The sequence below is a fragment of the Micromonospora sp. NPDC049089 genome (assembly GCF_040648775.1).
In the GTDB taxonomy this organism is placed as follows: domain Bacteria; phylum Actinomycetota; class Actinomycetes; order Mycobacteriales; family Micromonosporaceae; genus Micromonospora.
This window is the reverse complement of the sequence record NZ_JBEZEH010000008.1, coordinates 1-26,389: the sequence shown is the minus strand read 5'-3', so window position 1 is coordinate 26,389 and position 26,389 is coordinate 1. Positions and strand designations below refer to the sequence as shown.

Annotated in this window: 22 protein-coding genes, 1 tRNA gene and 3 pseudogenes; 13 read left to right on the top strand and 13 right to left on the bottom strand. The window is 67.4% G+C overall.

The genetic code is table 11. The features are described 5' to 3' along the window. The first annotated feature begins 23 nt into the window (after window positions 1-23). Window positions 24-302 carry a hypothetical protein gene (locus AB0B48_RS03080; protein ID WP_357195081.1) on the top strand — a complete coding sequence of 93 codons (279 nt, stop codon included), beginning with the start codon at window positions 24-26 and terminating at the stop codon, window positions 300-302. Window positions 303-493: 191 nt separating this feature from the next. Here the strand turns inward: AB0B48_RS03080 and AB0B48_RS03075 are convergent, their stop codons facing one another. From AB0B48_RS03075 to AB0B48_RS03060, 4 genes are all read right to left on the bottom strand, one after another. Further along, on the bottom strand, window positions 494-1,969 hold the full coding sequence (locus AB0B48_RS03075; RefSeq protein WP_357195079.1) for a hypothetical protein: 1,476 nt from the start codon (window positions 1,967-1,969) through the stop codon (window positions 494-496). A 1,139-nt stretch (window positions 1,970-3,108) separates the two neighbouring features. After that, window positions 3,109-3,897, bottom strand: a complete 789-nt coding sequence (locus tag AB0B48_RS03070) for a phosphotransferase (RefSeq protein WP_357195076.1) — start codon at window positions 3,895-3,897, stop codon at window positions 3,109-3,111. A gap of 16 nt (window positions 3,898-3,913) precedes the next feature. Next, window positions 3,914-4,390: a hypothetical protein gene (locus AB0B48_RS03065; RefSeq protein WP_357195073.1), complete on the bottom strand. Its 477-nt coding sequence runs from the start codon at window positions 4,388-4,390 to the stop codon at window positions 3,914-3,916. Window positions 4,391-4,445: 55 nt separating this feature from the next. Continuing rightward, complete coding sequence (locus AB0B48_RS03060; protein ID WP_357195070.1) at window positions 4,446-5,399, bottom strand: cupin domain-containing protein; 954 nt, start codon at window positions 5,397-5,399, stop codon at window positions 4,446-4,448. Window positions 5,400-5,847: 448 nt separating this feature from the next. On the opposite strand from AB0B48_RS03060, the gene AB0B48_RS03055 reads away from it, so the two are divergent. Continuing rightward, window positions 5,848-7,230, top strand: coding sequence for a helix-turn-helix transcriptional regulator (locus AB0B48_RS03055; protein ID WP_357195066.1), 1,383 nt, complete (start codon window positions 5,848-5,850; stop codon window positions 7,228-7,230). Here the strand turns inward: AB0B48_RS03055 and AB0B48_RS03050 are convergent. The 3 genes and pseudogenes from AB0B48_RS03050 to AB0B48_RS03040 all read right to left on the bottom strand — a co-directional run bounded on the left by AB0B48_RS03050 (window position 7,210) and on the right by AB0B48_RS03040 (window position 11,243). Then, on the bottom strand, window positions 7,210-9,039 hold the full coding sequence (locus AB0B48_RS03050; RefSeq protein ID WP_357195063.1) for a prolyl oligopeptidase family serine peptidase: 1,830 nt from the start codon (window positions 9,037-9,039) through the stop codon (window positions 7,210-7,212). The genes AB0B48_RS03055 and AB0B48_RS03050 overlap by 21 nt on opposite strands. A gap of 250 nt (window positions 9,040-9,289) precedes the next feature. Then, a complete protein-coding gene (locus AB0B48_RS03045) occupies window positions 9,290-10,006 on the bottom strand; it encodes a creatininase family protein (RefSeq protein ID WP_357195060.1) in 717 nt (238 codons plus the stop codon). A 3-nt stretch (window positions 10,007-10,009) separates the two neighbouring features. After that, window positions 10,010-11,243: pseudogene (locus tag AB0B48_RS03040) on the bottom strand (helix-turn-helix domain-containing protein). Between the two features lie 279 nt (window positions 11,244-11,522). On the opposite strand from AB0B48_RS03040, the gene AB0B48_RS03035 reads away from it, so the two are divergent. From AB0B48_RS03035 to AB0B48_RS03010, 6 genes are read left to right on the top strand one after another with little or no spacing between them, the layout of a single operon-like run. Then, window positions 11,523-12,929: an APC family permease gene (locus AB0B48_RS03035; protein WP_357195057.1), complete on the top strand. Its 1,407-nt coding sequence runs from the start codon at window positions 11,523-11,525 to the stop codon at window positions 12,927-12,929. Next, complete coding sequence (locus AB0B48_RS03030; RefSeq protein ID WP_357195054.1) at window positions 12,926-13,939, top strand: acetamidase/formamidase family protein; 1,014 nt, start codon at window positions 12,926-12,928, stop codon at window positions 13,937-13,939. The genes AB0B48_RS03035 and AB0B48_RS03030 overlap by 4 nt, the downstream gene beginning before the upstream one ends. Before the next feature lie 11 nt (window positions 13,940-13,950). Beyond that, window positions 13,951-14,628: a GPP34 family phosphoprotein gene (locus tag AB0B48_RS03025; RefSeq protein WP_357195051.1), complete on the top strand. Its 678-nt coding sequence runs from the start codon at window positions 13,951-13,953 to the stop codon at window positions 14,626-14,628. Window positions 14,629-14,659: 31 nt separating this feature from the next. Continuing rightward, a complete protein-coding gene (locus tag AB0B48_RS03020; RefSeq protein WP_357195048.1) occupies window positions 14,660-15,631 on the top strand; it encodes a hypothetical protein in 972 nt (323 codons plus the stop codon). A gap of 35 nt (window positions 15,632-15,666) precedes the next feature. Next, the gene (locus AB0B48_RS03015) at window positions 15,667-16,320 is read left to right on the top strand and encodes a GNAT family N-acetyltransferase (protein WP_357195045.1); all 654 of its coding nucleotides are present in this window, start codon (window positions 15,667-15,669) and stop codon (window positions 16,318-16,320) included. Window positions 16,321-16,347: 27 nt separating this feature from the next. Continuing rightward, window positions 16,348-17,247 (top strand): aminoglycoside phosphotransferase, encoded by a 900-nt coding sequence (locus tag AB0B48_RS03010; RefSeq protein WP_357195042.1) that lies wholly within the window; start codon window positions 16,348-16,350, stop codon window positions 17,245-17,247. A 1,013-nt stretch (window positions 17,248-18,260) separates the two neighbouring features. Here AB0B48_RS03010 and AB0B48_RS03005 read toward each other — a convergent pair. Continuing rightward, window positions 18,261-18,713: pseudogene (locus AB0B48_RS03005) on the bottom strand (YbjN domain-containing protein); the annotation flags it as partial. A 715-nt stretch (window positions 18,714-19,428) separates the two neighbouring features. Between AB0B48_RS03005 and AB0B48_RS03000 the strand changes: the two are divergent. Next, complete coding sequence (locus AB0B48_RS03000; RefSeq protein ID WP_357195039.1) at window positions 19,429-20,148, top strand: hypothetical protein; 720 nt, start codon at window positions 19,429-19,431, stop codon at window positions 20,146-20,148. Then, window positions 20,118-20,549, top strand: coding sequence for a GNAT family N-acetyltransferase (locus AB0B48_RS02995; RefSeq protein ID WP_357195036.1), 432 nt, complete (start codon window positions 20,118-20,120; stop codon window positions 20,547-20,549). Before AB0B48_RS03000 ends, AB0B48_RS02995 begins: the two co-directional genes overlap by 31 nt. 427 nt (window positions 20,550-20,976) lie before the next feature. On the opposite strand, the gene AB0B48_RS02990 is transcribed toward AB0B48_RS02995, so the two are convergent. Together AB0B48_RS02990 and AB0B48_RS02985 are read right to left on the bottom strand one after the other, a co-directional pair. Continuing rightward, window positions 20,977-21,048 (bottom strand) — tRNA-Val (locus AB0B48_RS02990). Between the two features lie 50 nt (window positions 21,049-21,098). Beyond that, the gene (locus AB0B48_RS02985) at window positions 21,099-21,743 is read right to left on the bottom strand and encodes a PGPGW domain-containing protein (RefSeq protein WP_357195033.1); all 645 of its coding nucleotides are present in this window, start codon (window positions 21,741-21,743) and stop codon (window positions 21,099-21,101) included. Window positions 21,744-22,016: 273 nt separating this feature from the next. On the opposite strand from AB0B48_RS02985, the gene AB0B48_RS02980 reads away from it, so the two are divergent. Beyond that, window positions 22,017-22,448 (top strand): SsgA family sporulation/cell division regulator, encoded by a 432-nt coding sequence (locus AB0B48_RS02980; protein WP_007457244.1) that lies wholly within the window; start codon window positions 22,017-22,019, stop codon window positions 22,446-22,448. 105 nt (window positions 22,449-22,553) lie between these two features. On the opposite strand, the gene AB0B48_RS02975 is transcribed toward AB0B48_RS02980, so the two are convergent. Continuing rightward, complete coding sequence (locus AB0B48_RS02975; RefSeq protein WP_357195030.1) at window positions 22,554-23,330, bottom strand: glucose 1-dehydrogenase; 777 nt, start codon at window positions 23,328-23,330, stop codon at window positions 22,554-22,556. Window positions 23,331-23,532: 202 nt separating this feature from the next. On the opposite strand from AB0B48_RS02975, the gene AB0B48_RS02970 reads away from it, so the two are divergent. Further along, window positions 23,533-24,525 carry an AraC family transcriptional regulator gene (locus AB0B48_RS02970; RefSeq protein WP_357195027.1) on the top strand — a complete coding sequence of 331 codons (993 nt, stop codon included), beginning with the start codon at window positions 23,533-23,535 and terminating at the stop codon, window positions 24,523-24,525. 7 nt (window positions 24,526-24,532) lie between these two features. Continuing rightward, window positions 24,533-24,988, top strand: coding sequence for an Rrf2 family transcriptional regulator (locus AB0B48_RS02965; protein WP_030333674.1), 456 nt, complete (start codon window positions 24,533-24,535; stop codon window positions 24,986-24,988). A 21-nt stretch (window positions 24,989-25,009) separates the two neighbouring features. On the opposite strand, the gene AB0B48_RS02960 is transcribed toward AB0B48_RS02965, so the two are convergent. Both AB0B48_RS02960 and AB0B48_RS02955 read right to left on the bottom strand, forming a co-directional pair. Continuing rightward, a complete protein-coding gene (locus AB0B48_RS02960; protein WP_357195024.1) occupies window positions 25,010-25,975 on the bottom strand; it encodes an acetylxylan esterase in 966 nt (321 codons plus the stop codon). A gap of 97 nt (window positions 25,976-26,072) precedes the next feature. After that, window positions 26,073-26,389: pseudogene (locus AB0B48_RS02955) on the bottom strand (N-acetylmannosamine-6-phosphate 2-epimerase); the annotation flags it as partial.

Below are 26,389 nucleotides of genomic sequence, written 5' to 3'. Positions count from 1 at the left end.
AAGCTCAATGACACACCCACATCGTGACCCGGCACGACGCCATCATCGACGGACATCAAGGTGGCCGTCATCAGCCGACTCACGTCGGCCAGGCAAGCGCGAAGCCGCCGGTCGAGCAAGACGGACATTGGAAGGAGGTGAGAGACATGGCGAAAAACACCGGACGTGGACACCGCGTCGGCGCGGTCAAGAAGCGTAGTGAGTTCAAGGTCGGCACGACCTGGTTCAAACACGACACCACCACCGGCCGCATCCTCAACGGCAGCGCGAAGCAGCACAAGGGCGTCCGCAACGAGAAGTGACAGGCCGCCGGCGGCGCTTCCGGGTGCCGTCGGCTGCCTATCCGCCGACGACACCGCGCCGCCACCTGCACCGATCGACTCTCTCTACAGATCGGGGGACGGACGAGTCCGGCGATGAGCCCGAGCACGAGGCCCAGCACCAGTAACGAAGACCACTTCAGCTCGAGACCCGGTTATCCCAGGTGCAGCCGTTATGCCACGCCAGCGCAGCAGAACTTGTACTTGCGACCGCTGGCACATGCGCACGGCCGGTACGGTCCCTCCTGGTACGTCGAGGCGTTCCCGTCCACCGATGGCCCGCCGGGGACGAAGTCGACCAGCATCGAGCCGGAACTGACGACAACGTTCATGCCGGCCTCCGCCGGGATGCCCCAGTTCCGGTCACCCGGTTGGTCCGGCCCGGGGATGGCCGGCTGGTCACGGGCGGGCAGTTCGCGCGCTGCCCGGCGACCGTGCCGCGCCAGTGTCGTCCAAACGGTGGCGGAGGTCTGGTTCTGGCCGGCTTCGAGTTTCCGCTTGACCATTTCGATGATCGTGGTGGTGGCGACGGCAGCCGCGCCGCCGGTGGGAAACATCGTCTCCGCGACGATGCCGGCACCGAGGGCGAAGGCGTCTCCGCCGTACCGGACGCCGATGCGCGACAGCGCCCCCCGGTCGGCGTCCCGGCGGGCGGCGTCGACCAGTGGCCGCAACGTCGCATCCTCGCGGTCGCGCAGGTACGTCGTGCGTTCCTGCGGCGGGGCGGCGGGCAGCTCGCCGTACGTCTCGTAGAGCTGGCGGCGGAACTCGCCGAAGTTGTCGTCGTCGTGGACGGCGGCAACCACCTTCGCGTTCAGACCGTGGAAGATCGGGACGTCCGAGGCGATCAGCAACTGGGCCACCCGTGCTTCAGCGGGGGCGAGGCCGGCACCCACCCGATCGCACAGGAACTCCTCGAACGGGAATGGGGCACAGTACGTCGCACCGGTCTGCGACGCGAACATAAACTCCCGTGCGAAGTAACGCACGCCGTGCTTGATGGCGGCACGTAGCTGCGTCTCCCGGTCACCTCCGGCGAAGACGAACGTTCCTCGCAGGTTGTCCGCCGTCGCCACGTCAGCTGGGGAGAAGCGGCTCGTTACGGCGTAGGGATCGGTGATCTGCTCCATGATCGCGGCGATCAGATCGCGCACCTGCGCGTCCTCGCGTCGGTGCAGCGCAGCGGCCGGGACGATGCTGACGATGCCGCGCTCGACCAGCGGCTTGAGAGCGAGCAATCCCGGTACGGCATTGCCGAGGAAGGCGCGCGTCTCCGCGACGTTCGCCCGGCCGTCCTCGCTCAGGTATCCCGGCCGCCCGGCCATCGGACGCTCCAGGTAGTACTGGTCGGCCGAGAACCAGTCCGAGATCGGATCACGGACGACGACGTGCCGGGCGTAGAGCAGAGACGTCAGGATCAGATCGCTGGACTCGACGTAGAACGGGTTAGCCGACGGCCATCCGCCAAGGTAGGTGGCCTCACGCGCCGGTGCGGCGACGGCCGCGTCGCAGTAGCGGCGGACCTCCTCGCCGAACGCCATCAACTCGGTGCCGGGTACCCGGGAGAAGTCCACGCGGCCGTCGCGGCCCGCGTAGTTCTCCACCACATCGATGATCGAGACCACGATGACGAACATACGTTTGATCACGGGGTTCAACCAATACCAGGTACGGCATCGCATACTCACGGGTGATCGCCAACCGGAACGGCGACGCGCACCGGCGACCACGAGCAGCGTCGAGAATCGGCGGCCGCGTCGACGCTGCTCTCCGGTGCCCTCGGGCGGCTCACGGCGTATGCCGCCACCATCTGGTCGGCCGTCACGGCGGGCACGGGCCGGGCGACGACGCCAGGCGAAGTCGCAGAAGGGTCGACCCGAGTAACTCGCAACGGCAGTTACCCAGCGCGATGGTGCTCCGATGGTGCTCGGATGTTCAGCACCTGACTGGTACGGAGCGAGAAGAATCAGCACGCCCCCAACCAGGCGCTCGTGCTCGGGACACGCTTCAACACGCGTCACATCCGCCTGCCGCTGACCAGGCATAACTCTACGGCCCTCATCAGCACGAACAACCGCCAAACAACACCCACGACCGGACGAGTCACGGAAAGTAAGAGCATCTGATCCGTGCGGACTACGGATCAGAATGCTCGAGTCAGAGTTCCATCGCATGGTCAGGGGCAACGAGGCACTGTCCACCGTGGTCCTCCGCTCGCGGTTAGACCATGGCGAACGACGCCTTACTGATCTTTAGCAAGCGATCACAGCAAGGCCCCGCTGCGACCGGCAAACGCAGGCAGAAGACGGAAAGCCGCAGGTCATCACCCTGCGGCCACAAGCGAAGCCTCGGGTTAGGAAACCGATGCTCTATCGCCCGAGCTATGAGGGCCCGGAGGGCCGCGACCTGGGGTGGCAGGGAGTAGGCCTCATTCACTCACGTTCCCCACACCTCGTTTTCCCGGCCCAGCAGCCTGCCCGGAGCACAGGACCCCGGTTCCCGACCGGCGGTCGGCCGCGGCCAAGCATCGGGTGGACGTCGAGGCGCATGAGCGGGTCGAGGACGACGTGCTGGATCGCGAGGTGCCCCCACCGGCCCTGGCCGAGCTCGTCGCGCCCAATCCGTGATGCGATCGCCTTTAGATCGACGGTCGGCAGCACGCGAGGCTCGGCTCCACTACTCAGGTAGCGGGGGCCGAGGAACTTCGAAGCGCGACCGAGTGCTGGTCAACACGCCCGCAAAGACCGTGCGCTCCGCACGGTCAGGGTCAGTGGTGGGACATAGTCCGCTACGCGGTCTTGCCAGTTTGGCACCGATAGGCTGCCCATTGGGACGTCCAGGCCGCGAGGTCATGCATCCAAGCCGCGGTGGACCCGGCCGACTTCGACGCCCACTTTTTCGCGTTCTTCGTCGCGAAGCAGTCCAATACCTCTGGATCGGTCAGCCCCCAGGCGGGGTGTCGCGCTAGCCACTGTTCGGCCCCTTCGGGGGTGTGTCCGGCGCTGATCAGCCACTGGGTAAGCATGGCCAGCTCGACCCACGGCGCGGCCTTGGTCGCCATCGCCCAATCGACGATCCGCAGGCCGTGCGGGGTAACGATCAGGTTTGCCGAGCCGAGGTCGGTATGAACGAGCGCGTCGCCGTCCATCGTCGGATCCTCGAACCCGAGCCGCGCCTTCGGACTGAACAACGGCACATCGGGTGCTGGTGTCTTACCTAGCACCGTCAGTGCCTCACCGAGAAGATCCAGATCAGGGTTTCCCGGGGACAGGTCAGCATGCGGGCCGTCGCAGTGCTCGAAGCCCACCACCAGCCAACCAGCCGCCTCGAAGTGCCACTCGACGGCGGGTGAGTAAGGCCCGCAGATGGCCTCACTCACCCGCCGCTCGAAGCGCAGTGACCGGACGCCGAAGTCGGTATGGGCCGCTTTGACGAACACCTTCCCGTTCGTCCCGGTGACGGTTGCGGCTATCTCCGCGTGGTCACCGGTCGTGGCAGGGATGATCTGAGATCCGCCGGCCCGGTCGGCTACCTCTTTGGTGACGGCCTCGGGGAGCGCGGTCCAGTCAATGCGCATCGGTCAGGTAGCCCTTTCAGACTCCCGGGTTCGGCGGGCAGCAGGACTTCGCCTCGCCATCCCAGAACTCGGGGTCGATGTAGTAGCCGGTCGCCTTCAGGGCCTGGCTGGTGTACTCCAGGGAGGAGCCGTCCGCCATGCCTTCCGTCAGGATCGGCACGTGGTGCACGAAGCCTCCCGCAATCTGCTCGCAGGCGGCGTGGTATGCCTCGGTGTGTTGCAGCGAAACGTGCCAGGCGGCGTCGACGGGCTCGGTCGGAACGACCCGGTAGGACCGGCCGTCGGGCAGCAGCCGACCGAAGTCGGGGTCGTGCTGCGAGTCGGCGTGCGCCCTCAGCATGAGCAGCACCTGCCCGACGGCCCGCCGAGCGTAGGTCTTGGTGACCTCCTGCACGGCGGCGAAGTGCAGGGCCAGCTTGTCGAAGGTCTCCGGGTCGACGAGGGTTTGGGGGTCTTTCTCGGCCTGAACCAGCGTTGCGGTCGTGGGGGGCACGACTCCTCCTTGGGTTATGGATCACCGGCGCCTGATGCGCCGGGGAAATCCCGAATCAGCGGGCCTGCTGGGGGTCGGTGGGGCGGGGTCGCGGTGCGTGGGAGATGTAGTCGACGTTCGGCTCGGTGCGTGCCGCCTGGAGCAACTCGGTGGCCAGCGCGCTGACGTCGACGCTGGCCAGCCACTGCGTGAGCTGGTCGCGCGCCCCGGCGACCTGCCCGGTGAAGGCAACGGGGTCGACAATGCTCGCGGGCGGGATTACGCGCCGCAGCGCGGTCGAGGCGAGCGCGGCCTGGGCCAGCTTTCCTGCGATCCAATAGCCGGTGAGTTCGCGGGCCACGAAGGTCACGTGGACGCTGTCCTCCGTCTGGCCACGAGCGTGGGGGTTGTGCATCCAGCCGCGCGGCAGCACCAAGACCTGGCCGGGAACGAGGTCAAACTCGAAGTCGGGGCGCATCGATTTCATGCGGTCGATGACGTCGCTGCCCGGTGAGGTGTTGGACGCCAACTGCTCGTTGTGAGGTTCTTCGACTCCTGGCTCCCAGATCTGCCAGGTCTTGCGGCCGGCTATCTGGTAGATCAGGCCCATGTTCTGGTCCCAGTGGTGATACAGACCCTGCGCCCCTGCCGGGGTGGCGAAGCCGGTCGCGTAGCAGCCGTATCCGGTCTCGTTCTGGATGGCCGAGCAGATCGCGTGCACCGCAGGACACCAGCGGTGCAGGTTGCGAAGTTGAACGGTATAGCCACGGCCGCGCCACTTCGCGATCTTGCCAGGGTCAACGTAGCCGCCCGTCGTGTATGCCCGGGGGTGGAGCGCTGCCCCGTCCTTGATCACGATGAGCTGCTCTGGGGGTGCAGTACCGGTGTCGAGGTAACCGTTGATGAGTTCCGCGTCGACGACATTGAGAACGCTGCTGTCGTCGGGCAGCTTGTGAAGCTCCGGCTTGGTCGGCCAGGCGGTCATCATCTCCCTGACCGTGACCTCGTCGAACAACGTCGTGAGGGACATTTCATCCTCCGGGATGTGGGGAGAGGTCAGGTCCGAGCTGCTGGTGGCTCCTTTAACCCGCTGGGACGTGGATACCCCAGCCCTATGCACGGATGCCGATCCGCGTGACCGCTCGCGCAGTGCAAGGCCGAGGACGCAGCCGACGTTTATCAAGATCACGGCGGCGGGACGGTCTCCTGCTCCACTGCAACTTCCCGCGCTCGTTCAAGTCAGATGCGGATCTGACGACTAGCCAGGTCCGTCTCCACACTCGCCCATCGAATCGGTGGAGTGAATGCCAAGCATGCGGACGAAACGGTTGTCCGCATGTGCGTCATCGTGAGCTTCTCCCGCATCTACGCATCTCAGTGTTCGTGCTTGCGCCGCGCTGAACACTGAGTGACCCTATGTGCGCGACATCCATGCTGCTGATCGCCATAGTGGTGGATCAGCCAGAGGAGGCGGTGCTGTGGGCCAGATCCCGCGAACGCTCCAGCCATCGCTGTCTGAACGCCACTTCTTCGGAGCCGAGCTGCGTCGGCTGCGGGAGAGGGCCAACTTCTCGCAGGCACGACTCGGCGCGATGATTCGGTTCAGTGCCGATCTCGTGCGTCGGGTCGAGACAGCAGACCGTTTCCCCTCCCGGGAATTCGTTGAAGCCTGCGACAAGGCGTTGGCAACCGGAGGGGCCTTGATCCGCCTGCTACCGCTTGTCGAGGAAAGTCGCGCCAACGAGGGTATGCGGACAGCTTCCGCGAGCGGTCCCACCAATGCCGGAACCCTGCTGGCCCTAGCGCAGGAGGCGCCCGGGGTGGCGGACATGGTCGTCCGTGTTCCCTTCCAGCCCGGTGTTCTTGACCGCGCCGCACAGGACTGGCTGAACGCTTCAGCGGCACCACGCCTGTCCGTGGCCGGACGACTCGGCTCGCGTGACCAGGTCGACGAAGAGGATCTTCATTCGGCGGAGACCGCTCTGGCGATGTTCCGGCAGTTGGACCACACCCACGGCGCTGGACGAGTCCACGCGCAGGTGCAGCGGTACGTCGAAGGCGAACTGCACCGGCTGTTGGCGAATACTCCAGCCTCTGAGGCTGTTGGTCGCCATCTATACGCGCTGGCGGCGGGATTCTTCGAGCTCTGCGGATACCAAGCGGTCGACACCGGCGCCCACGGCCTCGCCCAGCGCCGCTACCTTCGCGCTCTACGTCTGACGGAAGCTGCCGACGACCGCCTGTACGGCAGCTACCTGCTCGCCGTGAACATCGGCCACCTCGCGCTGCACTGCGGGCACCCCGAGCCGGCACGCAGGATGGTGCTGACGGCGGTGAAAGGAAGCGAGACCCGGACGACGCCCGCTGTGGCAGCCGCTCTGCACGCGGTGATGGCGCGCACGCACGCCCGCCTTGGAGCCGAAGGCGAATGCCTAACCCACCTCGACATCGCGGAGAAGCAACTGGCCCGCAGCAAGCCCGAGGACGAGCCGGCGTGGATCCGGTACTTCGACGCGGCGTACCTCGCCGACGAGATCGCCCACTGCTTCCACGACCTGGGCCGACCGCAGCACACCCAACGGCACCTGGGCGACGCCCTCACCGCGCTGAGCCCCACCCATGTCCGGCGACTCGCCATCGACACCGCGCTCCTGGCCTCGTCGCTGGCCGCCACCGGCCGCATCGACGAAGCCTGCGCCACCGCAGGCGAGGCTGTCGATTACGCCGCACGAACCACCTCACACCGCTGCCTGCAGCGCATCGTCGAGGTACAGGCGGACCTTGAGTCCTATCGGTGTGAGCCCGAGGTCCGCGAGTTCGGCGAGTACGTACGTCACCGACTACCGCTGGCCGCTGTGTAACCCCCGTTGATCGTTGGCCGCACCCGCCATCACCGAACGGTAGTGAGCCAGCTCCGCCTCCAGCGCCGCACCCGCTCGACGGGACGACGCCACATAGTGGCCGACATCAGCAAGAAGCAACACTTCAGGCGCCGTACCGAGAGACGTCAACTCCTCGGCGAGTTCGCGCGCATCTTCGACCACGGCCACCTCGTCAGCGGTGCCGTGAATGAGCAGCAGTGGCCGTTGAACAGCGGCGGCACGGACCCGGCCGGCACCACCTCGCAACCGCATTGCATGCGCCCGCTGGAAACGGGGCACCGTCTGCGCCCACCGGTCAGGATCCACGATCGCCGATACGGCCGTGGCAGCAGCGAACGGGCCGTCCTGTGCCACCGCGTGCAACGCGGTGTAGCCGCCAGCGCTGGCACCGCGGATAAACACCTGCCCCAGCACCGTCCGCCCCGCCGACAGCAGATGCACCGCCACAGCCGCGCAGTCATCGACATCGTCCAGGCCCCACCGGCCGTACAGCGATTCCCGGAACATCCGGCCGTACCCGGTGCTACCCAGGTAGTCGACATCCACGACGGCAAACCCACGACTGGTGAAGAACTGCGCCTGCCAGTCCAGGCGCAGCAGGCAGGAGGCGGTAGGCCCAGGATGCGCCCGAACGATTACCGGTGCTCGCCAGTCCGCCGCCGCGCCTGTCGGCGGATACACCAAGGCAAGTACCTCCCGACCACTCGCCACTCGAACGCTCAACTCCGTCGGCGTCGACACTCGCGCCCCTTCGAGTCCAGCGTGCTCCGGCCTGGCAAGCACCTCCACCTGGGGAACGACGTCAGCCAGGTCGATCAGCGCGACCTGCGGGGCCGCGGTCGGTGACGCTCCGATCAGGGCCACTGTCGTCCCTTGCACGGCCAGGTACGGCTTGATCGACGTATACGGGAGGTCGACCGGGCGGATGGCGCCGTCGGGCTCGATGACGACAAGGCGGTGTCGCGGCCCCTCCTGCACCGCCACGACGATCCGACCGTCGTCGAGGAAGCCGTACGACGCGTAACCCAACTCCCACGGCTCTGCGGTGCACTCACCCGCGATCGGCGCCACCGCCCCCACCTCGAGGCCGTCCCACCGATAGAGGTTCCACCAGCCGCTGCGGTCCGACACGAAGTACAACGCCCCGTCGGGTCCCCACCGCGGCTCCACCGCAGACTCGTCCGTTCCGCCGGCCAGTCTCACTACGCCCTCGACCGAACCACGCGGCGAGTAGGAGGCCACCCACACCTCACACGCATCCCAGGGCATGTCCCGCTCGCCCCACGCGGTCCAGGCCAACAACCCTGGACCCGGCCGAGGCGCACCGAGGAACCCACGCGACGAGGCGAGAATCCGCACCTGCGGAGCCCCGGTGAGCGATACCGTAACGAGTTCGTCACCCTGCTCCGACTCCCGCACAGCCAACAACTCGCCGTCGCCGATCGTTAGGTCACCGAAGGATCCATGGCTGACCAATTCGAGAGCATCGCCGTGACGGCGCCTCCGGTAGAGACCATCTCCGCCGACGCACCACAACGTTCCCTCGACGACAGCGAACGATCCGCCCCCGTAAGCGTGAAGCCCGTTTGCGATATCGAAGCCCACCGGACTGAAATCACGCTGGCCCTCGCCGGGCCGCCAACGTGTGACCGTCGCACTTCCGTCGACGTCGGGGCGAGTCTCCAGCCAGTACAGGCCGTCATCACCGGTACGCAGTTGGTCATAGCTCACCGAGGCACTGACGGCGTCGCCCACTGACACTTCAGCGATCCTGTCCCCCAGCCTCACGGATCCTCCTCGAACAGCTTCCACGCGAGTCGGACGACGGCGGTCTCGTGAACCGGTCGCCCAGGGCGCCGGCGCGGTCAGCGGCAGGACTCGGTCCTCCGGGCCGGCGTGATGGCCTAGACGTGGCCGACTCTACGACTGAGCACCTTCTCCCTACCGCTGCATCACCTCGTAAACTGCCGCCACCCGGTCGCTCTCCCGGGGGCGATGTCGATGCGAACAACAGCTTTTGTCCAGCATCATTTCCTGATCATGCTTCAGGTCGCGGCAGGAGGCCGTAATGGTCGGCGAAGGAGCGGACGAGGTCTTCGAGTACCGCCTTGCCCTTGGCTGCGGTGGCGTGAGACGGCAAACCGATGACGCCGGTGGTGGTGTAGCCACCCATGCCCCGTGTGAGAAGGTGACGTCGGTCTTCCGCTACGTGGTCGGCATGCTGGAAGCCATCACGCACCACCTCCGGCGCAACTTGCAGGAGCAGCGAAACCTCGAGTTCGCCAGCGTGCATGTCCTGGTGGACTGTGCTGTGCAGGCCGGCGGCCAGTCGCGCGTCGTCCCAGTCGGCGCGAGCGGGGAACAGAGTCATCCGAGGTCCGGCGACGTTGGCTTCCTGAACGACGTTGGCAAGCGCGTAGTTCCCGCCGTGTCCGTTGATCACGGCGAGCTGATCGATACCCGATTCATGTAGGGAAGCCGCGATGTCGACGACCACGGCGGCGAGGGTGGTGGCGCTGATACTGACCGTTCCACGCCACGACGCGTGCTCGTGGGAGCAGGAGATCGTCACGGGCGGAAGCAGGAAGAGGCTGTAGCGCTCAGCAACTGCCTTCGCAATCGCGCATGCCACGATGGTGTCCGTCAGCAGCGGCAGGTGAGCACCGTGCTGTTCGAAACTCCCGACTGGGAGGACCGCGATGGACGCCGCCCGCTCGGACTCGTCGGTGCTGGTCGCTGTGGTGATCAGGTCCACGGGCTAATGGTTACACGATTCGAGCGTCGCCTGCCGATAGGCGAGTACGAAGGCCGCCGCCTCGGGAACGGCTGGCTTCTGTCGAAGGGCCACCGCAGTGGGGTTCAACCAGCGCAGAGCCCGGGCGGAGGAGGTGCTAGCGGCCAAGGTCAGGACGTTGGTGGCCTCGGTCGCGGCGCGTTCGACGTTGCCACTGTTGAGGTAGGCGGTGGACAGGGCCGATCGCCACAGGGCCTCATCGACCCGCCACTGAGCCGGCCAGTGCTGAAGGAGTTGCTCGTAGAGATCGGCTGCCGCCGCCGGCTGACCGAGCAGCAGACGGCACTGCGCCTCGTGGGCAGCCACGTACACCGGGTTGCAGTGGGCGCCAACATCGACCGGCAGCTCTGAGTCCCCGTCGGCGCTGCAGGCAACCCTATGCGCCTTGTCGATGCTGGCTACACAGGCGCTCTGGTCACCTCCCATCGCGTAAGCCTGAGCCTGACGGACCAGCAGAAGAGCGCGAATGCTGCCTGGTAGCCGGACCACGTCCAGCGCCTGACACGCCAGGACAGCGGCCCTACGCGGGTCGAATCGCTCGAGGGCGCGTTGGCTCTGCCTCATCAGGACGTAGCTTGCCAGCACCGGCACATTAGCTGCGACGGCAAGTTGCTGGGCGCGCCTCAGCCACGCGTCCGCCTCAGCGGCATCGCTCTGCTCGTCGATCCAGCTGAGGAACTCGGCCCACAGTGCCTGGGCGATGAATACCTTTCGGCGGTCGGTCGAGCTGCTCCGCCGCCCGACGGGTGGCTGCAGCGCTGATCTGCGCATGGGCGGTGGACGCCATCCCCGCATATCCGATGCGATTTCCGGCAGTGGAGAGGGCGACGAGTTGCTCGTGCGACGGTGGGAGCGGGCCAGTCTTCTCGGGATGATCCATGACGCCCCCGAGCAGGCCGTCCGCAAGACCAGCAGAGCGGTGGTCGAGGACGGTCAGTCGACGCTCGCGTTCGAGGTTTGGTAGGAAGCAGAGCAGCTCACCACCCGTCTGCAGGGCGGCCTCACACGACTCGACGAGGCGGGCGGACGGCCAACGTTCGGCCTTCTCCACCTTGCCGACGAGGTCCCCACTGACGTGCACCAGCCTGCCTAGAGCGCGCTGAGACAGCCCGCGGCATTCGCGCCACTGTCGCAGAGCGGCACCGAAGCCGTGCAGCGCTGATCGATGCGGGGTCAGCCGTCGTGGAACCTGAGCCACCGGTACTCCTGGATGCCGTTGCCCGTCGCTGCCGCAATCAGACAGACCTGACCATACGTGGTCGGACGCTACGCGGACAGTTGCATGCGGACAAAGCCGTATGTCCGCATCACCGCTATCGACTCGTCTGACCCGGTGCGCAATTCTCGTTGTTGAGATACCCGTCCGGGCGTCAGGAAATTATTGGCGGCAATTTGAGCCGACGAGCAGATGCCCTTCCTGACGGGCCAGTTGCAAAGTCATGAAATCAGCCAGGCGAACAACTGTTTGAGGAGTCTAATGAGTCTCCAGAATGAGCTGTCCCGATATGGATATCGGCAGGAGTTGAGCCGCCAATTGCGGTTCCGGGATCTACTCGCCTACGGCTTGGTGTACATGGTGCCGATCGCACCGATGGCGATCTTCGGCAGCGTCTACGCCGGCTCCGATGGGCTGGTCGCCTTGGCGTACGCGGTCGGTGTGGTGGCGTTGGTGTTCACGGCGTTCTCGTATGCGCAGATGGTGAAGGCGTTCCCGATGTCGGGCAGCGTCTACAACTACGCCGGGCGCGGCATCAGCCCGCCGGTCGGGTTCCTGGCCGGCTGGGTGATCCTCCTCGACTACGTACTCGTTCCGGGGCTGTTGTATTTGGTGGCGTCGGTGGCGATGCACGCCGCGGTTCCGGCGGTGCCGGTGTGGTTGTGGCTGCTCGGGTTCGTCGCGGTCAACACGGTCGTCAACTCGGTCGGAATCCGGATGACCGCAGTGGTTACCCGGGTGATGCTGGTCGGCGAGTTGATCGTCTTGGCGGTGTTCCTGGCCGTCGCGGGCTGGGCTCTCGCGGCCGGGAAGGGGCGGTTCAGTTGGGCGGCGTTCTACAACGCCGACACGTTCACCTGGTCTCTGGTGGCGGGCGCGGTGTCGATCGCGGTGCTGTCGTTCCTCGGCTTCGACGGCATCAGCATGCTGGCTGAGGAGACCAAGGGCGGCTCCCGTCAGATTGGCCGTGCGATGGCGGCCGTCCTGATTCTTGCCGGGGTGCTGTTCATTGCGCAGACGTGGCTGGCCGGAATGCTCGTCCCTGACCCGGCCTCGCTGCTGGCCGATGGTGACCCGAACGGGACCGCCTTTTACGACGCCGCCGCCCTGGCTGGCGGGGGGTGGCTGGCCACCCTGTGCGCGGTCGCGACGGCGATTGCGTGGGGATTGCCGAACTCGATGGTCGCGCAGGTCGCCACGTCTCGGCTGCTGTACGCGATGGCCCGGGACCGGCAGCTGCCGGCGTTTCTGGCGAAGGTGTCGATCCGCCGCAGCGTGCCGATCAACGCCACGCTGCTCACCGGCGCGGTGTCCCTTGCACTGGGCCTATATATGGCGACCCGTGTGGATGGGATCACGGTGCTGTCGTCGCTGATCAACTTCGGGGCGATGGTCGCGTTCCTGGTCCTGCACGTCTCCGTCGTGGTGCACCACCTCATCCGGGGGCGCAGCGGTAACTGGTGGGCACACCTGGTCATGCCCGGCATTGGCTTCGCCATCCTGGTGTGGGTGGTGGTCAACGCCAACATCGCCGCCCAGCGCCTCGGCCTGGCCTGGCTCGCCCTCGGCGTCATCGTCCTGGCTGGCCTGTACCTGTCGGGCCGCCGGCCGGCACTGTCGGGGTTGGCGCCCGCGCAGCCGCAGGCGCGTCACGTGGAGCGGGTGTGACCGGCATGGACAGCTTCACCTACCGGCCGGCTCGGGACGAGCTGGCCTACACCTTCGGCGGTCGGATGCCGGTGGCGCACGTGCGCGGTGGGGACGTGTTCACTGTCGTGACGGAGGACTGCTTCGGTGGTCTCGTGAGGGGGCCGGCGGACCTGCCGTCGCAGGTGTGCCGCATGCCGTACCTCAATCCGGTGTCCGGGCCGTTCTTCGTCGAGGACGCCGAGCCCGGCGACACCCTCGCCGTTCAACTCGCCTCTATCGTTCCCACGCGGGACTGGGGTGTGTCGTCGACCTTTCCGCACTTCGGGGCACTGACGTCCACCTCCCACACCGCCACGTTGCAGCCTCCATTGGAGGAGCGGGTGTGGGTGTACGGCATCGACCGTCAGGCCGGGACCGTCCGGTTTCAGGCCACGCGCGGCGACCACAGCGTGGATCTGCCGCTGGACCCGATGATCGGCACGATCGGTGTCGCCCCCGGCGCGTTCGAGGCCCGATCCACACTCGTGCCCGATACCCACGGCGGGAACCTCGACACCCCGAACCTGCGCGCCGGCACCACCCTCTACCTCGGGGTGAACGTCCACGGGGCGATGCTCGCCCTCGGCGACGGGCACGCCCGCCAGGGCGAGGGCGAGGCCTGCGGCGTCGGCGTGGAGATCGCCACGACCACCACCCTCGCCATCGACGTCATCAAAGGCGTCAGCACACGGTGGCCGCGGTTGGAGACCGACCGGGACATCCTGACGATCGGTTGCGCGAGGCCCTTGGAGGACGCCTACCGCATCGCCCAGCATGACCTCGTCGGCTGGGCCATGACCCTGACCGGCCTGGAAACCCTGGACGCCTACCAACTCGTGTCACAGGCGGGGCGGGCACCGATCGGCAACGTGTGCGACCTCAACTACACCGTCCTCGCCGCCATCGACAAAACCCTGCTCCCCGCCCCCGGTACCGCGTACGGCGGGGCACACGAGCGGCTGCGGCGGCTCACCGCCGGACTGCGGTAGGAGCCCCGACGATGACCGCGTCGATCCCGCGTCTGCCGCTGCGCGATGACCTGTTCCTCCTCGGCCACGACGATGACACCGGACACCCCCACGTGCACCGGCAGACCCTCGCCCTCGGGCTCGCGGGCGCGGTCCTGATCGACCTGTACCTGGCCGGGCGGGTGACCCTCGACCCGAACGACGACACCCGCCCGGCCAGCCGCCAACGAATACACCCGCACATCGACCGGCCAGTCGGGGACCTGATCGGCGATGCCGCGGCCGCCACCATCCGCCACACCCACCCACCCCTGCGCGGGTGGCTGCGCGGGTTCTCCGACGACCTCTACGACCGCACCCGCGCCGGCCTCGTCGCCGGCGGGATCCTGCGCCATTACACCCGACGGCGCCTCGGCGGCCTCATACGCGCCGACGCCTACCTACCCACCGACAGCAAATGGGCCGTCATCGCCCGCTCCCGCCTGCGCTACCTCGCCGCCGGCCGCGAACAACCCAACAACCACACCGCCGCCCTCGCCGGCCTCGTCGCCGACCTCGGCCTCACCCACCACCTCTACCTCGACGACGACACCCCAGCCCTGACCGCCCGATTGAAAGCCATCGCCGGGCAGCACTACCAGCCAGTACGCGACATCACCGCCGCCGTGGACGCCGCCGTCGGTGACCTCGCCACCGCCGCCTACCGCTAGCCCCAATTCACCTCACCCAAGAAAGCCCACCGTGAACAACCTGCCCCACATGCGACCTCCGACCGACAAGCCCCACCCGGTACGCCGGCGAGCCTTAAAGGTCACTGCCGCCATCTGCGCGCTCGGCCTGCTCGCCACCGCCACGGCCATTCCGATCTGGACGGGCACCGCTGGACCGGCCCAATCCGCACCCTCACCTTCCAGCACCACCGCGCCTCTCCCAGCCGTGGCACAGCCGTGCCCGTCGCCCGCCGCCCTGACGGCAGCCCAGCTCAAGACACGTGCCCAGCAGAAACTCGACCCATCGCCGACGCGTCTGCCGGCGTCGACCCCGGCGCGGCAGGCTCTGGAAACGGTCGCGGTTGGGCCCTCCGGCTGCGATTCCATCCCGGGCCGGTTCGCCTACGTCCACCTGCTGCAATGGGCTACGGACACCGCAATCGCGGGTAACAGTGCCACCACGCGGATCGTGCTGTTCGAAGAGCAACGCTGGCGTGCCGACGACGCCTCCGGTCGCGCCATCCGCAGCCGCTACCCCACCGGTCAGCAACCCACCGACGACAGCACCTACTACCCCGGCGAGCTGGACGGACCCATCGGACCGATCGCCGCCGACCCGGCAGCGCTCACCGAGCACATCAACGCCAACCAACCGCGGTTCCTCGGACCCACCGCCGTCATTCGCGGCCTCGTCAGCCTGCTCGGCTGGCGCACCCCCAACCAAGCCGCCCGCACCGCGATCCTCACCGTCCTGCGCGACACCCCCGGCATCACCTACCACGCATCGGTGACCGACCGGGCAGGCCGAACCGGCATCGGCGTCAGCGCCACCTCCGCCGACATCCGCTTCCTGCTGATCTTCAACCCCACCACCGGCGAACTACTCGCCTACGAAAGAGCAGCACTCGCACCACCACCCGGCAGCGACCGGACTGGCCCGTCGGTCGACGACTACCAACTGTTCCTCGTCCAAAGCCGCGCCAACAGCAGCAGCAACTCCTGACCCCGCAACCAAGAGCCTTCTAAGGAACCCCCGCCATGGACACTGTCCCGCGTATCCGCGCCGCCCGCTGGGCGGACAAAGACCACGTCGCCGCACTCATCGCCGACGCCCTCGATCCCAGCCCTCTCGCAACTTGGCTGATCGCCGACCCGGGCCCACGACGTCGAATCCTCACCGACGTCCTCGGCATCTGGGTCGAGCACGCCCTGTTCTACGGCGACGTCCACCTCACCGACGACGCCACCGCCGTCACCGTCGGCTTCCACCGATACCGTCCCATCCCGCCACCAGCGAACTACCCCACCCGCCTCTGCGACGCCGCAGGCGCCCACAGCGAACGCTTCGACCTCCTCGATCGGCTACTCGCCACAGATCGACCCAGTGAGCCCCACTACCACCTCGCGTTCCTCGCCGTGTCGCCCAGCGTCAGGCGGTCAGGACACGGCACGTCCCTGCTCAGCCACCATCGCAGCCGACTCGACCAGGTGAACCTACTGTCCTGGACGAACACCACCCCCGATGCCCAGAGCCTGCACGCCCGGCATGGCTACACCCCCGGATCGGCGATTCAATTGCCCGACGGCCCGGTCATCTGTTCCATGCGCCGCAACCCTCTCCACGGCGACATCCAGCCAACCAGGACGACCACGACCGAGGACCAAACCAGCCATTCAAATCTGCGGCCATGACCAATCCGCCACTCGCGAGGACGAGACATGAACCGGTTACCGGGTGGAAACCGGACTTCGGGTGGCGAGGCTGAATCCTGCTGTCTGCCGATCCCGTTTCAGCTGGGCAAGGAGCAGAAAAGAGAACCGATGCGTAGGGACTGGACCGCTCTGCCGGAGAGCGTCACGGCAGCGGTCGCCGCACGGGTCGGCGTAACGTTTGACGTCACCCCGGCCTCCAGTGGCGACCACGCTGAGATCGCCTCGACGGTGACAGGACCAGCCGGACAGATCTTCGTCAAGGCGGCCTCCGCCGAGTTGAGCGTTCGGTCGCTGCGCTACGAACTGGCGGTAACCCGGGCCATCGACCGGCACGCGCCTGCGGTCCTGTGGCAGTTCGAATCCGATGGCTGGCTGGTGGTGGGGACCGAGCATCTTGCCGGTTCCCACCCCGACCTATCACCCGGCAGCACCGACCTCGACCTGCTCCTCGCCACACTGACAGCACTTCAAGAGACGCCAGCACCCGGCGAGACGTGGTCCACCCCCGCAGCCCGACTCGGGTTCACGCACACCGCGATGGACGGCGAGACACTCATCCACTCCGACCTCAACCCGACCAACCTGATCGTCACACCACTCGGCCTACGCATCGTCGACTGGGCGTGGGCAACCAAAACCGCCGCATCGGTCGAACTCGCGTTGCTCATCCCATGGCTGATCGGCAGCGGCCACAGCGCGCAACAGGCGCAAGAGTGGATAGCGCAGCTTCCCGCATGGACAGTGACTGACCATCAGGTCCTGGACGACTTCGCGACAAGGAACGCGATGAAGTGGGCCGCCAAGTCACGGCAGAGCACCGAGCGTTGGGTACACGACCTCGCGATGTGGACCGGCAAGTGGGCGGACCACCGGACCGACGGCCACCAGTCAGCCCGTCAGCCATAACCCGGGGGCACGCACCCGTGATGCGGGCACCGGTAGCGGTAAGACGGTTCCTCAACCAGACCAGCAGGCCCGCTCGGAACCGGCACATCAGGTCACTCAACCGGGCGGATCCATGGCCGTCCGAGTGCCCACGGCAAGATTCGAACCTGCGACACACGGTTAGGAATCCACTAGTGCTTCCGGCAACGCGCCTAGCCTCACCTGGGGCGGGCCTTGCGCTAAGCCAATTCCGCAGCTTGATCATTCCGCGCATGCTCCGGATCTTGCTGACCCGGGGAACGTGGCGATGCCTGAGCGGCTGCAGGTCGTCCGGGCTCAGAGAGGGGGACCGGTCCCCTGCGGGCGCGAGCCAATGCGACGTCTGCTTTGACCTCCCGCGCTAGAAGCAGGCGTCGCAGCAGTGGCCCCCAGGCCAGGTGTCGACGCCAGCCGAACCTGTACCTGACGGCGGTCGAAAAGAGCTGCACATAGGCCCAGCCCGAGATGATCTGGACGGGCGTGGACTCGACAAGACTCTTTCTGATGTTCATTTCCGAACCGGTTAGGCGAGGTGGCTGGTCCCAGGCGTATCGAGCATGCTCGGCCACGTCGATCCGAAGACGTGTCACGAGGCGGATATAAAATTCGCCCATCTCTGGACTGTCTGCGCTAACCCAACCCGAGTAGTAGGCCAACCGATCAGTAATATCGGATCCAAGTTCGGCGAGCGCCTTGCGGGTTTCCGCATCGTCAGCTACCCGCCGTTCGATCCTGTAGGGGAAGTTGCTCCATTCAGCGAGAGCCTTAGCAGCTTCGGCATACCCTTCCCGCAATCGGTCGACATGCGTTGAGCCTCTATCCAGGAGCTTTCCTACGAACGCGGCGAGAACAGACGACGTCAAGACGAGTCCCAGGAAAACGACCCACACGCTTGCTCCGGCGACCTCCCTCAATCTTCCCCCTCTAGCCTGATTCACCGGACAGCGATGCGCAGGAGTGGAACCAATCTTCAGTGCCTGGGACTGACCGCCGAGTCAATCGTCAACTCCTTCACCCTGCCTTCTCGCCGCCGAAAACCCTTCAGAAAACATGCCCTCCTCGTAGAGGAACTCCACGAAGGACGTTGCTACGGCCGCTGCCGCGTCCAACAGTTCGATCAATAGCGCACTATGAATACCCGCACCGAGAGGCGTTTGCATTTCGCCGAAAATTGGGAACTGCCCACGCCTTGTCGGCTCGCCAACGTATGCCTTCATGAAACGCCGCGTAGCGTTCCATTCATTCATCACGCGGTACGCCTTTTCGACCGTATCGGACGGGATGGTTGCATGTGGCCTCGCACGAGATACGAGGATTTCTTCATCCGATCCCTCAACCGTGAAGAGAACAGCGTGGCGGTCCCACATCGCCAACAATTCGCCGTCTCCGGTCTTGACATAGCGAATTTCAAGCATGTCCAATGCTTCGCCTACTCGATCGGTCGACAGCTTCGAAGACGACGTCGGCGCTGCGAGTGCATCTGTCTCTGCAGTCTCTGCACGACGTTGCCGGAGCATTTTGTTAGGGGCCGGCGTGAAAGCCGGCGTTAATCGGCCTAAGGCTGCAACTAGCTGCCCCCACGTCTCGTTAAGTCGCATCGCTCTCTCCCGCTTGGACTAGCGTCGGCTGGGCGCTTGCAGCACCAGTTATGGGCGTCTCAACCTGCTCGTGCGTGAGATTCGGCAACCGTTGCTGAGCGGCAGTCTGCACAATCTTCTCGACAACAAGCGGAGCGGCAACCCCGAGAACGAAGGCAGCAAAAGCCGTCGACACCTGCCCCGAAGATCCTGCAGGCGCGGCGAGTCCCGCACCCGCTGCGACTCGGACCAGCACCATGAATGCGTACGGGAGCGGCTGTGGCTCTGTCGCCCATCGCCAAGGCCATCCGCCCACACGCCGTATCGCCGCCGCGAAGGCAAGTCCCTCGACCACAAATCCGCCGATTGCACCCCACATTGCGGCTTCCAGCGGTGGCATGCGATCACTCTAGGCAAGAGCCTGAGCGATGTCAGCCATCCTGGCCTGCCTTATGGATGTCGGAATGCTGTCGCTAGTCCGCGAAACAGGGCCTTCACATGCCCCAACACCGCTCCACCTTGCCATCCCTGTCTGCCGCCGACCCACACTCCGGACTCGGCCGAAGCCGTCGCAAACAACCTCGGGATGCTCGCCTACCAGATGGTCCCCGCCAACCCCGCTGAAGCGGTGCGGCTGGCCACCGCAGCGACCGACGCCGCCCGATCATGCGCCACTGCCGTACGCGCCCGGGCGTTAGGTCGGCTCGCTACCGCGCACGCCGCCGCCGGTGACCTCCACGCCTACCAGACCGCCGCCGACGTCTGCCGGACCATGCTGCATCGCGCCCAACCCGAGGACACCCCGGCAGACCTGTACTACTACACCCCCCGGCAGCGGTCCGCCGCGCACGGGGATGCCCTGGTGCTGCTTGCCGCCACCTACCCACCGCACGCTCGTCGCCTACTCACCCAAGCCACCGACCTGCTGACTCCACTGGCCATGACGGACACTGACGACACCTACCGGCGTTCGGCGCTCCTGCATGGCGTTCACCTCGCCCGAGCGCACCTACTCGCCCACGACCGGCCCACGGCCATCGCGACCATCGACTCCCTCGCCCAACGGGTGCCCGACGTCCAGTCGGTCCGCTGCCGGTCGATGCTCGCCGACCTCAGAGGCACCGCCCACCGTCACCTACCGACAGCTACCCGCGAGGCGGTGGACAAGGCACTCTCGACGGCATGGCCCACTCCTCACAGGCGAGCGCTCAGGTCTCCGCCCCGGGGCACCCTCACCTACGTCCGCGGCCCTACAGCGACCCTGACGCGCAGTCCTTGCTGTACCACCTGCATACCGAACAGCTAGCCCTCTACGGATTCGCCGACCGCATCGACGACAGTCCAGCTGACGAGTTCGATCCGCCCGCTGGTCTATTCCTCGTCGCCTACGTCGGCCGGCAACCCGTCGCCTGCGGTGGTTGGCGCCGGATCGCCGCCGATCAGGCCGAGGTCAAGCGCATGTTCGTTCACCGCGAGCTGCGCGGCCTCGGCTTGGGAAAGCGCCTACTACGGCAGCTCGAACAAGACGTCCTAGCAGCCGGCCTCCGCACCGTTCGCCTCGAGACCGGCCGGCATAACCACCATGCACTGCGGCTCTACATCGCCGCCGGGTATGAGATGACTGCGCCCTATGTCCTTGGGAGAGACCCAGCTATCAACCGGGCGCTTTGGAAGGAACTCCAGCCTTCGCCTCACCGAGGCCACTGAACATCTGGGCTGGCTCGGCACTGGCGTAATCCCATTGAGCTACTGGACGCAAGACGGCACCTTCGCCGAGGCGCTTCGACCAACACCCATGCTCCCCGGTGGGCGCGCCGCCCTCGGCACTCGACGCAGCTGAGCGCCGCCGCAGCACCTATGAACGACGTCATCGTGGGAGCCCTCATCCTCGAACGCACAGCACATCAAGGAGGTGACCACGATGCACAATGCGAATCAGCGGGTGTCCCGGCGATCAGCCAGAGCCCGCATCTCACGGTCGAACGATCGGGGCATCGGACTGCCCTGTAGCCGCCCGCAGGACCACCCAGCCAGAGCCGCTGCTCCCAATCTGCTCCCAATGTAAGCGGCACATGCAGCAAAGCTCGTTACCGACGTCTCCGGCAACGAGCTTCTGAACTGCACAAACTGAGAGTGGGCGATGCTGGTATCGAACCAGCGACCTCTTCGGTGTGAACGAAGCGCTCTCCCACTGAGCTAATCGCCCTCAGCGATACTGACTCTACCCGATCGTGGAACCGGACCGGAAATCCGGGGTCAGTGCGTCGCCAGGTACTGCATCGCCTCGGCGACCACGTCGATGCCGAGGCTGTACTTGAGGGACAGCCAGACAACAGTGGCCACGAAGACCAGGCCGACGGAGCCGAGCACGATTCGCACCAGCAGCGACTGTCTCGTTACCCAGCGTGTCCAGCCGTGGACGTGGCGACGGGTGAAGCCGAGCAGCCGTCGAGCCCAGTGGTATTCGACGGCCCAGATGCCCAGGCCGGCGATCACCAGCAGCCAGCCCGGCCCGGGGAGCGGGATGAGGGCGATGCCGATGGTCACCACGAGCGCCCCGGCGATGGCGATGAAGATCTTGAGTGCGATCCGCCCGGTGGGGTTGGCGCGGATGAGGTCGAGGGTCAGCGAGATCCGTTCACGCCAGCGAGGCCGACGCGGAGGATCCTGCACGGCGATTCCGCCACCACCAATGGCGGCGTCGTCACCGGCGGCGGCGTCGTCACCACGACCAGCACCGGCGCCGCCGCCACCGGACCGTCCGGCGTCGGACGCCGGCCGACCGGCCCGTTCGGGCTGCTCCATCGGCACTCCGTACCCCCGCTTTTCGGCTGCTCGGACCGCGACTTTCGGCGGGCCGGGTGCCGCCGCGGGATCCACTGAGGATTGCTTCGTCACCATTTCACCCCCCAGTGTCGCTCGGGCCCGTCACTGCAACGGCCGACTGGACGTTACCGGAGTAAGTCGACGACTGAGCCACCCGATACCGGGCGGGATCACGCACTGGGCAGAACCGGAAATCCTACATGAATGCTCACATTCACGCGGCGTTTCCGTCCCCCTTCCCACCACTGGGTGAAGTCAGCGTATGGCGGAGCGTAGCCAGAGGTAGCACCTGAGTATGGGAAAAGCGGGACACGCGCGTTCCGCAGCGGTGCCGGGGGGAGAACGTCCATGAGTGTCATCCGACCGACGACCGTAGAGGTCGAGACGTCGCTAAGGCTCGTCGCACCTGACGCCACCGCCTTGCCGGTGCGTGCCAGTCTGCGTTACGACCCTGCTGACCCGTATGCGGTCCATGTCCTGTTCCATGCCGAATCGGCAGGGGGCGAGGCGGTGAGTTGGTCGTTCGCTCGCGAACTTCTGGTCACCGGCCTGGACGAGCCGGCCGGCATCGGGGACGTTCGGGTCTGGCCCTGGGCCACACCGCGCGGCGACTTCGTCGCGCTGGCCCTCTCGTCACCGGACGGCAACGCCCTCTTCGAGGTGCCGCGCAGCGTCCTGGTGCGTTTCCTTCGACGGACCTACGTCGTCGTCCCGCGCGGCCGCGAGGCCGAGCACCTGGACGTCGACACGGCGGTGAACCGGCTGCTCGCCGGTCGCTGACCGCCCGAACGGGCAACATCGGCCACACCGGGGCCGCGCGGATCTGCCGAGTCCGCGCGGCCCCGGCACACACCCAGGGCGTGCCCGCCCCGGGTCGGCCGGTGCTCAGCCGTGCGTGGTGATGCCGCCGTCGACGGGGATGACCGCTCCGGTCAGGTACGCGCCGGCGCGCGACGAGAGGTAGATGGCCGTGCCGGCCATGTCCTCGGGGCGCCCGATGCGGCCGAGCGGCACCTGCTGCTCGATGGCGGCCCGGCTTACCGGGTCGTCGAGCGCGAACGCCATCATCTTGCTCTCGAACGGGCCGGGCGCTATGGCGTTGACGGTGATCTGCTCCCCGGCGAGTTGGTGGGCGAGGCTGCGGGTGAGCATGTGCACGGCGGCCTTGGTGGCCGAGTACGCGTACACCTCCATCATCGGCACCCGGATGCCGTCGATCGACCCGATGTTGATCACTCGGGCCGGGTCGTCGGCGCTGGCGGCGGCGCGCAGCGCTGGCAGCAGCGCGGTGGTGAGCCGGAAGACGGCCTTGACGTTGACCGCCCAGAGCTTGTCGAACGCGGCCTCGGGGTAGTCCTCCAGTGGCGCGCCCCAGGTCGCTCCGGCGTTGTTGACCAGCACGTCGAGGCGGCCGAAGCGCTCGCGCACGGCGGCGGCCAACGACTCGGCGCCGGCGTCGTCGCTGAGGTCGGCGGGGATGGCCTCGCAGCGACCCTCGGCGGACAGGGTGGTGGCGACCGCCTCGCAGACGTCAGCCTTGCGGGACGAGATGATCACGTGTGCGCCGGCCCGGACGAAGCCCTGGGCGATCATCAGCCCGATCCCCCGCGATCCGCCGGTGACCAGGACCGTCTTACCTTCGACCGAGAACAGCTGCGTCATGCCCATCCCATCGCGAGTCGGCGGGTGCCGGCGGCCGGTCAGGTGACCGGCGGATACCGGGTGGACCGCGGACCGACGGCGCTACCGCCGGGTAACGTAGCCCGGCCGCCGGGACCGGGACAAGCCCGCGGCTTGCCGCGGATTCCGCTGCGAACGTCGATCGGGATGCGGTGACCTGCGGTTCGGGCTACCGTCGCAAGCGATGGTCTCCACCGATCCCTCCCCCGCGCCATCGATCGGAACGGCGTCTCCCGTCACCGACGAGATAGCCACGTTCGCGCTGGCCGATCTTGCCGGTGCCCCGGGCTGGCGTCGGCCGGTGATCGTCGAGCGGGAGCTTCTGCTTCTCACCACGCGTGGGCACGGCGACGCGGAACTCGACTTTCACCTGCTGCCGTGCCGGCCCGGCACACTGCTGCGGGTCCGCCCCGGCCAGGTGCTGCGCTGCGCCGGCCCCCAGTTCGACGCCACAGTGGTCGCCTGGGACGCCGAGGCGCTGCGCGGCTTCGACGTCGACCTGACCACGACCGCGACGTGGCGGCAGTTGGCAGGTGAGGACGAGGACGCGGTGATCAGCGAGGTGAGCCAGTTGGCGGTGGACTGTCGGCGGCACCCCGACAGCCCCACCGCCCGCGCGCTGCTCCGGCATCAACTGGCCGTGCTGCTGCTGCGGCTGGCCGTGGCCCGCGACGACCGGTCGCCCTCCCGACCCGAGGACGAGACGTTCCGCAGGTTCCGCCGCGAGGTGGAGCACGGCTACCCGCGGACCCGGCGGGTGGAGGATTATGCGGCCGAGCTCGGCTGCTCGGTGCGGACCCTGACCCGGGCCTGCCTGGCCGTCACTGGTCGCAGCGCCAAGCAGGTCATCGACGAGCGGGTCGCGTTGCAGGCCGGCCGGTTACTGGCCGCGACGGATCAGCCGATCGCCCAGATCGGCCGGCGGCTCGGCTTCTCCGAGCCCACGAACTTCGGCCGCTTCTTCACCCGCGAGGTCGGGGTCAGCCCCGGCGCGTTCCGGGCCGCCCGGGATCAACCGGTGGCCGGCCGGGTGGTCCGGCCTCGACCGCCGGCCGAGTCGACGGGCGTCAACAGCGGCTGGTTCCGCCCCGGCACCCTCGGCGAACCCGCCAACGGCGGGTACGCCACGAGACCCGGGCCGCCCGCCGGAGGGCTGGGCGGCACCGGCCGGGCATGATGGCAGGGTGCAGATCTCCGCGCGCGGCGACTACGCGGTACGGGCGGCGTTGAGCCTTGCCACCGCGTACCCCTCGCTGCTCTCCACCCAGGCCATCGCCGCGGAGCAGGACATGCCCCGCAAGTTCCTGGAGGCGGTCCTGGCGGATCTGCGCCGTGCCGGCATCGTCCGCGCCCAACGCGGCGCCGAGGGCGGCTACACCCTCGCCCGCCCACCCCGCGAGGTGACCGTCGGCGCGGTGCTGCGCGCCGTCGAGGGCCCCCTGGCCGGGGTACGCGGGCTGCGCCCCGAGGAGACCCGGTACGAGGGCTCGGCGGAAAACCTGCCCGGCTTGTGGGTGGCGGTCCGCGCCGCCGTGCGGCGGGTCGTCGACGAGGTGAGCCTCGCCGAGATCGTCAGCGGTCGACTGCCCGCTCACGTCCGCAAGCTCACCGCGCTGCCCGACGCGTGGGAGCCGCGCTGACGCCAGCAGCGGGTGCTGTCCTCAGCGGCCGAAGAGCTTGCGCAGCCAGGCGAGTTGTTCGAGCTGCTGGTGCGCCTCGCCACCTTCGTGGTCGTTGAACTCGTACACGCGCACCTCCTTGTCGCCCCCGTAGCGGTGGTAGGCGGCGAAGCAGGTCGAGGGCGGGCAGGTCCGGTCCATCATCGCGATGGAGAACAGCGCGGGCGCGGTCGCGCCGGATGCGAGCACGGCGCCGTCGACGTACGACAACGTACGGAACACCTGACTGCTCTGGTCACGGTGGAGCGCGAGATACTCGGCGACCTCGCCGTAGGGGCCTTCGGCGGCGACCCGGACGGCGCGCGGGAAGTCACACAGGAAGGGCACGTCGGGCATGGCCGCCGCCACGCCCGGAAACAGCGCGGCCACCGCCAGTGACAAGCCACCTCCCTGGCTGATGCCGGTGACGACGACCCGGTCGGGGTCGACGGCGGGATGCTCCTGGGCGGCCTGGGCGAACCGGACCGCGTCGGTGATCAGCCTGCGGTAGTAGAACTCCTCCGGGCTGGTCACCCCGCGAGTGAGGAAACCCGGAACGGTGCCTGCTGGGTAAGGGTGCGCATCGGCGGTGCCGCCGGGTGCGGCACTCCAGCCCTGGCCCCGGGTGTCCATGATGAGATGCGCGAAGCCCGCCGAGGCCCAGAAGAGTTTCTCGTGCGGCAGCCCACGGCCTCGGCCGTACCCGAGGTACTCGACCACGCACGCCAACGGCTCGGTGGCGTGCGCCGGCAGGTGCAGCCAGCCGTGCACCGGCTCGCCGCCGTAGCCGGGGACGGTGACCGAGAAGGTGTGGATCTGGGTGAGGTTGGTGTCGACGGGCTCGTACGTCGCCGCTGCGGCACTGGCGGCACCCAGCGTCCGACCCCAGAAGGCGTCCAGGTCCTCCGGAACAGTCAGGTCGGGTCGGTACGCCCAGCAGTCGGCGACGGTGAGATCGCTCAGAGCCACAGCTTGGCCTCCAGGACAGCAGGATTGTCAGTTGTCAGTGGGGTGGACCGTCGCCCGCGACGCGGAACCGCGGCCCGACGGCTCGCGCTCCGACCGCTTACCGGCCGGCGTTCGCCATCGCCGATGTGAACCACCCGGTGATGGTGCTGGGGTGGGTGATCGCCGTGCCCACCACCACCGTCCACGCCCCGGCCCGCAGCGCCTGCGCCGCGTGGGCCGGTGTGTGGATCCGACCCTCCGCGACCACCGGCACGTCGATCGACCTGGAGAGCCGGGCGACCAGGTCCAGGTCGGGGCCGGGCTGCTTGGTGGTGTACGCGGTGTAGCCGGCCAGTGCGCCGCCGAGGGCTTCCACGTGCTCGCCGCCGCCCGCCGCGCCGAACGGCTCACCGAGCTGGTCGCCGACATCACCGC

Coding starts and splice junctions, on each gene's coding strand:
- AB0B48_RS02985 (WP_357195033.1), bottom strand. CDS start 21,743: ATGGTGACGAAGCAATCCTCAGTGGATCCCGCGGCGGCACCCGGCCCG.
- AB0B48_RS03010 (WP_357195042.1), top strand. CDS start 16,348: ATGAACCGGTTACCGGGTGGAAACCGGACTTCGGGTGGCGAGGCTGAA.
- AB0B48_RS02980 (WP_007457244.1), top strand. CDS start 22,017: ATGAGTGTCATCCGACCGACGACCGTAGAGGTCGAGACGTCGCTAAGG.
- AB0B48_RS02970 (WP_357195027.1), top strand. CDS start 23,533: ATGGTCTCCACCGATCCCTCCCCCGCGCCATCGATCGGAACGGCGTCT.
- AB0B48_RS03025 (WP_357195051.1), top strand. CDS start 13,951: ATGACCGCGTCGATCCCGCGTCTGCCGCTGCGCGATGACCTGTTCCTC.
- AB0B48_RS03035 (WP_357195057.1), top strand. CDS start 11,523: ATGAGTCTCCAGAATGAGCTGTCCCGATATGGATATCGGCAGGAGTTG.
- AB0B48_RS03060 (WP_357195070.1), bottom strand. CDS start 5,399: ATGTCCCTCACGACGTTGTTCGACGAGGTCACGGTCAGGGAGATGATG.
- AB0B48_RS03015 (WP_357195045.1), top strand. CDS start 15,667: ATGGACACTGTCCCGCGTATCCGCGCCGCCCGCTGGGCGGACAAAGAC.
- AB0B48_RS03070 (WP_357195076.1), bottom strand. CDS start 3,897: ATGCGCATTGACTGGACCGCGCTCCCCGAGGCCGTCACCAAAGAGGTA.
- AB0B48_RS02975 (WP_357195030.1), bottom strand. CDS start 23,330: ATGACGCAGCTGTTCTCGGTCGAAGGTAAGACGGTCCTGGTCACCGGC.
- AB0B48_RS03000 (WP_357195039.1), top strand. CDS start 19,429: ATGCTCGCCTACCAGATGGTCCCCGCCAACCCCGCTGAAGCGGTGCGG.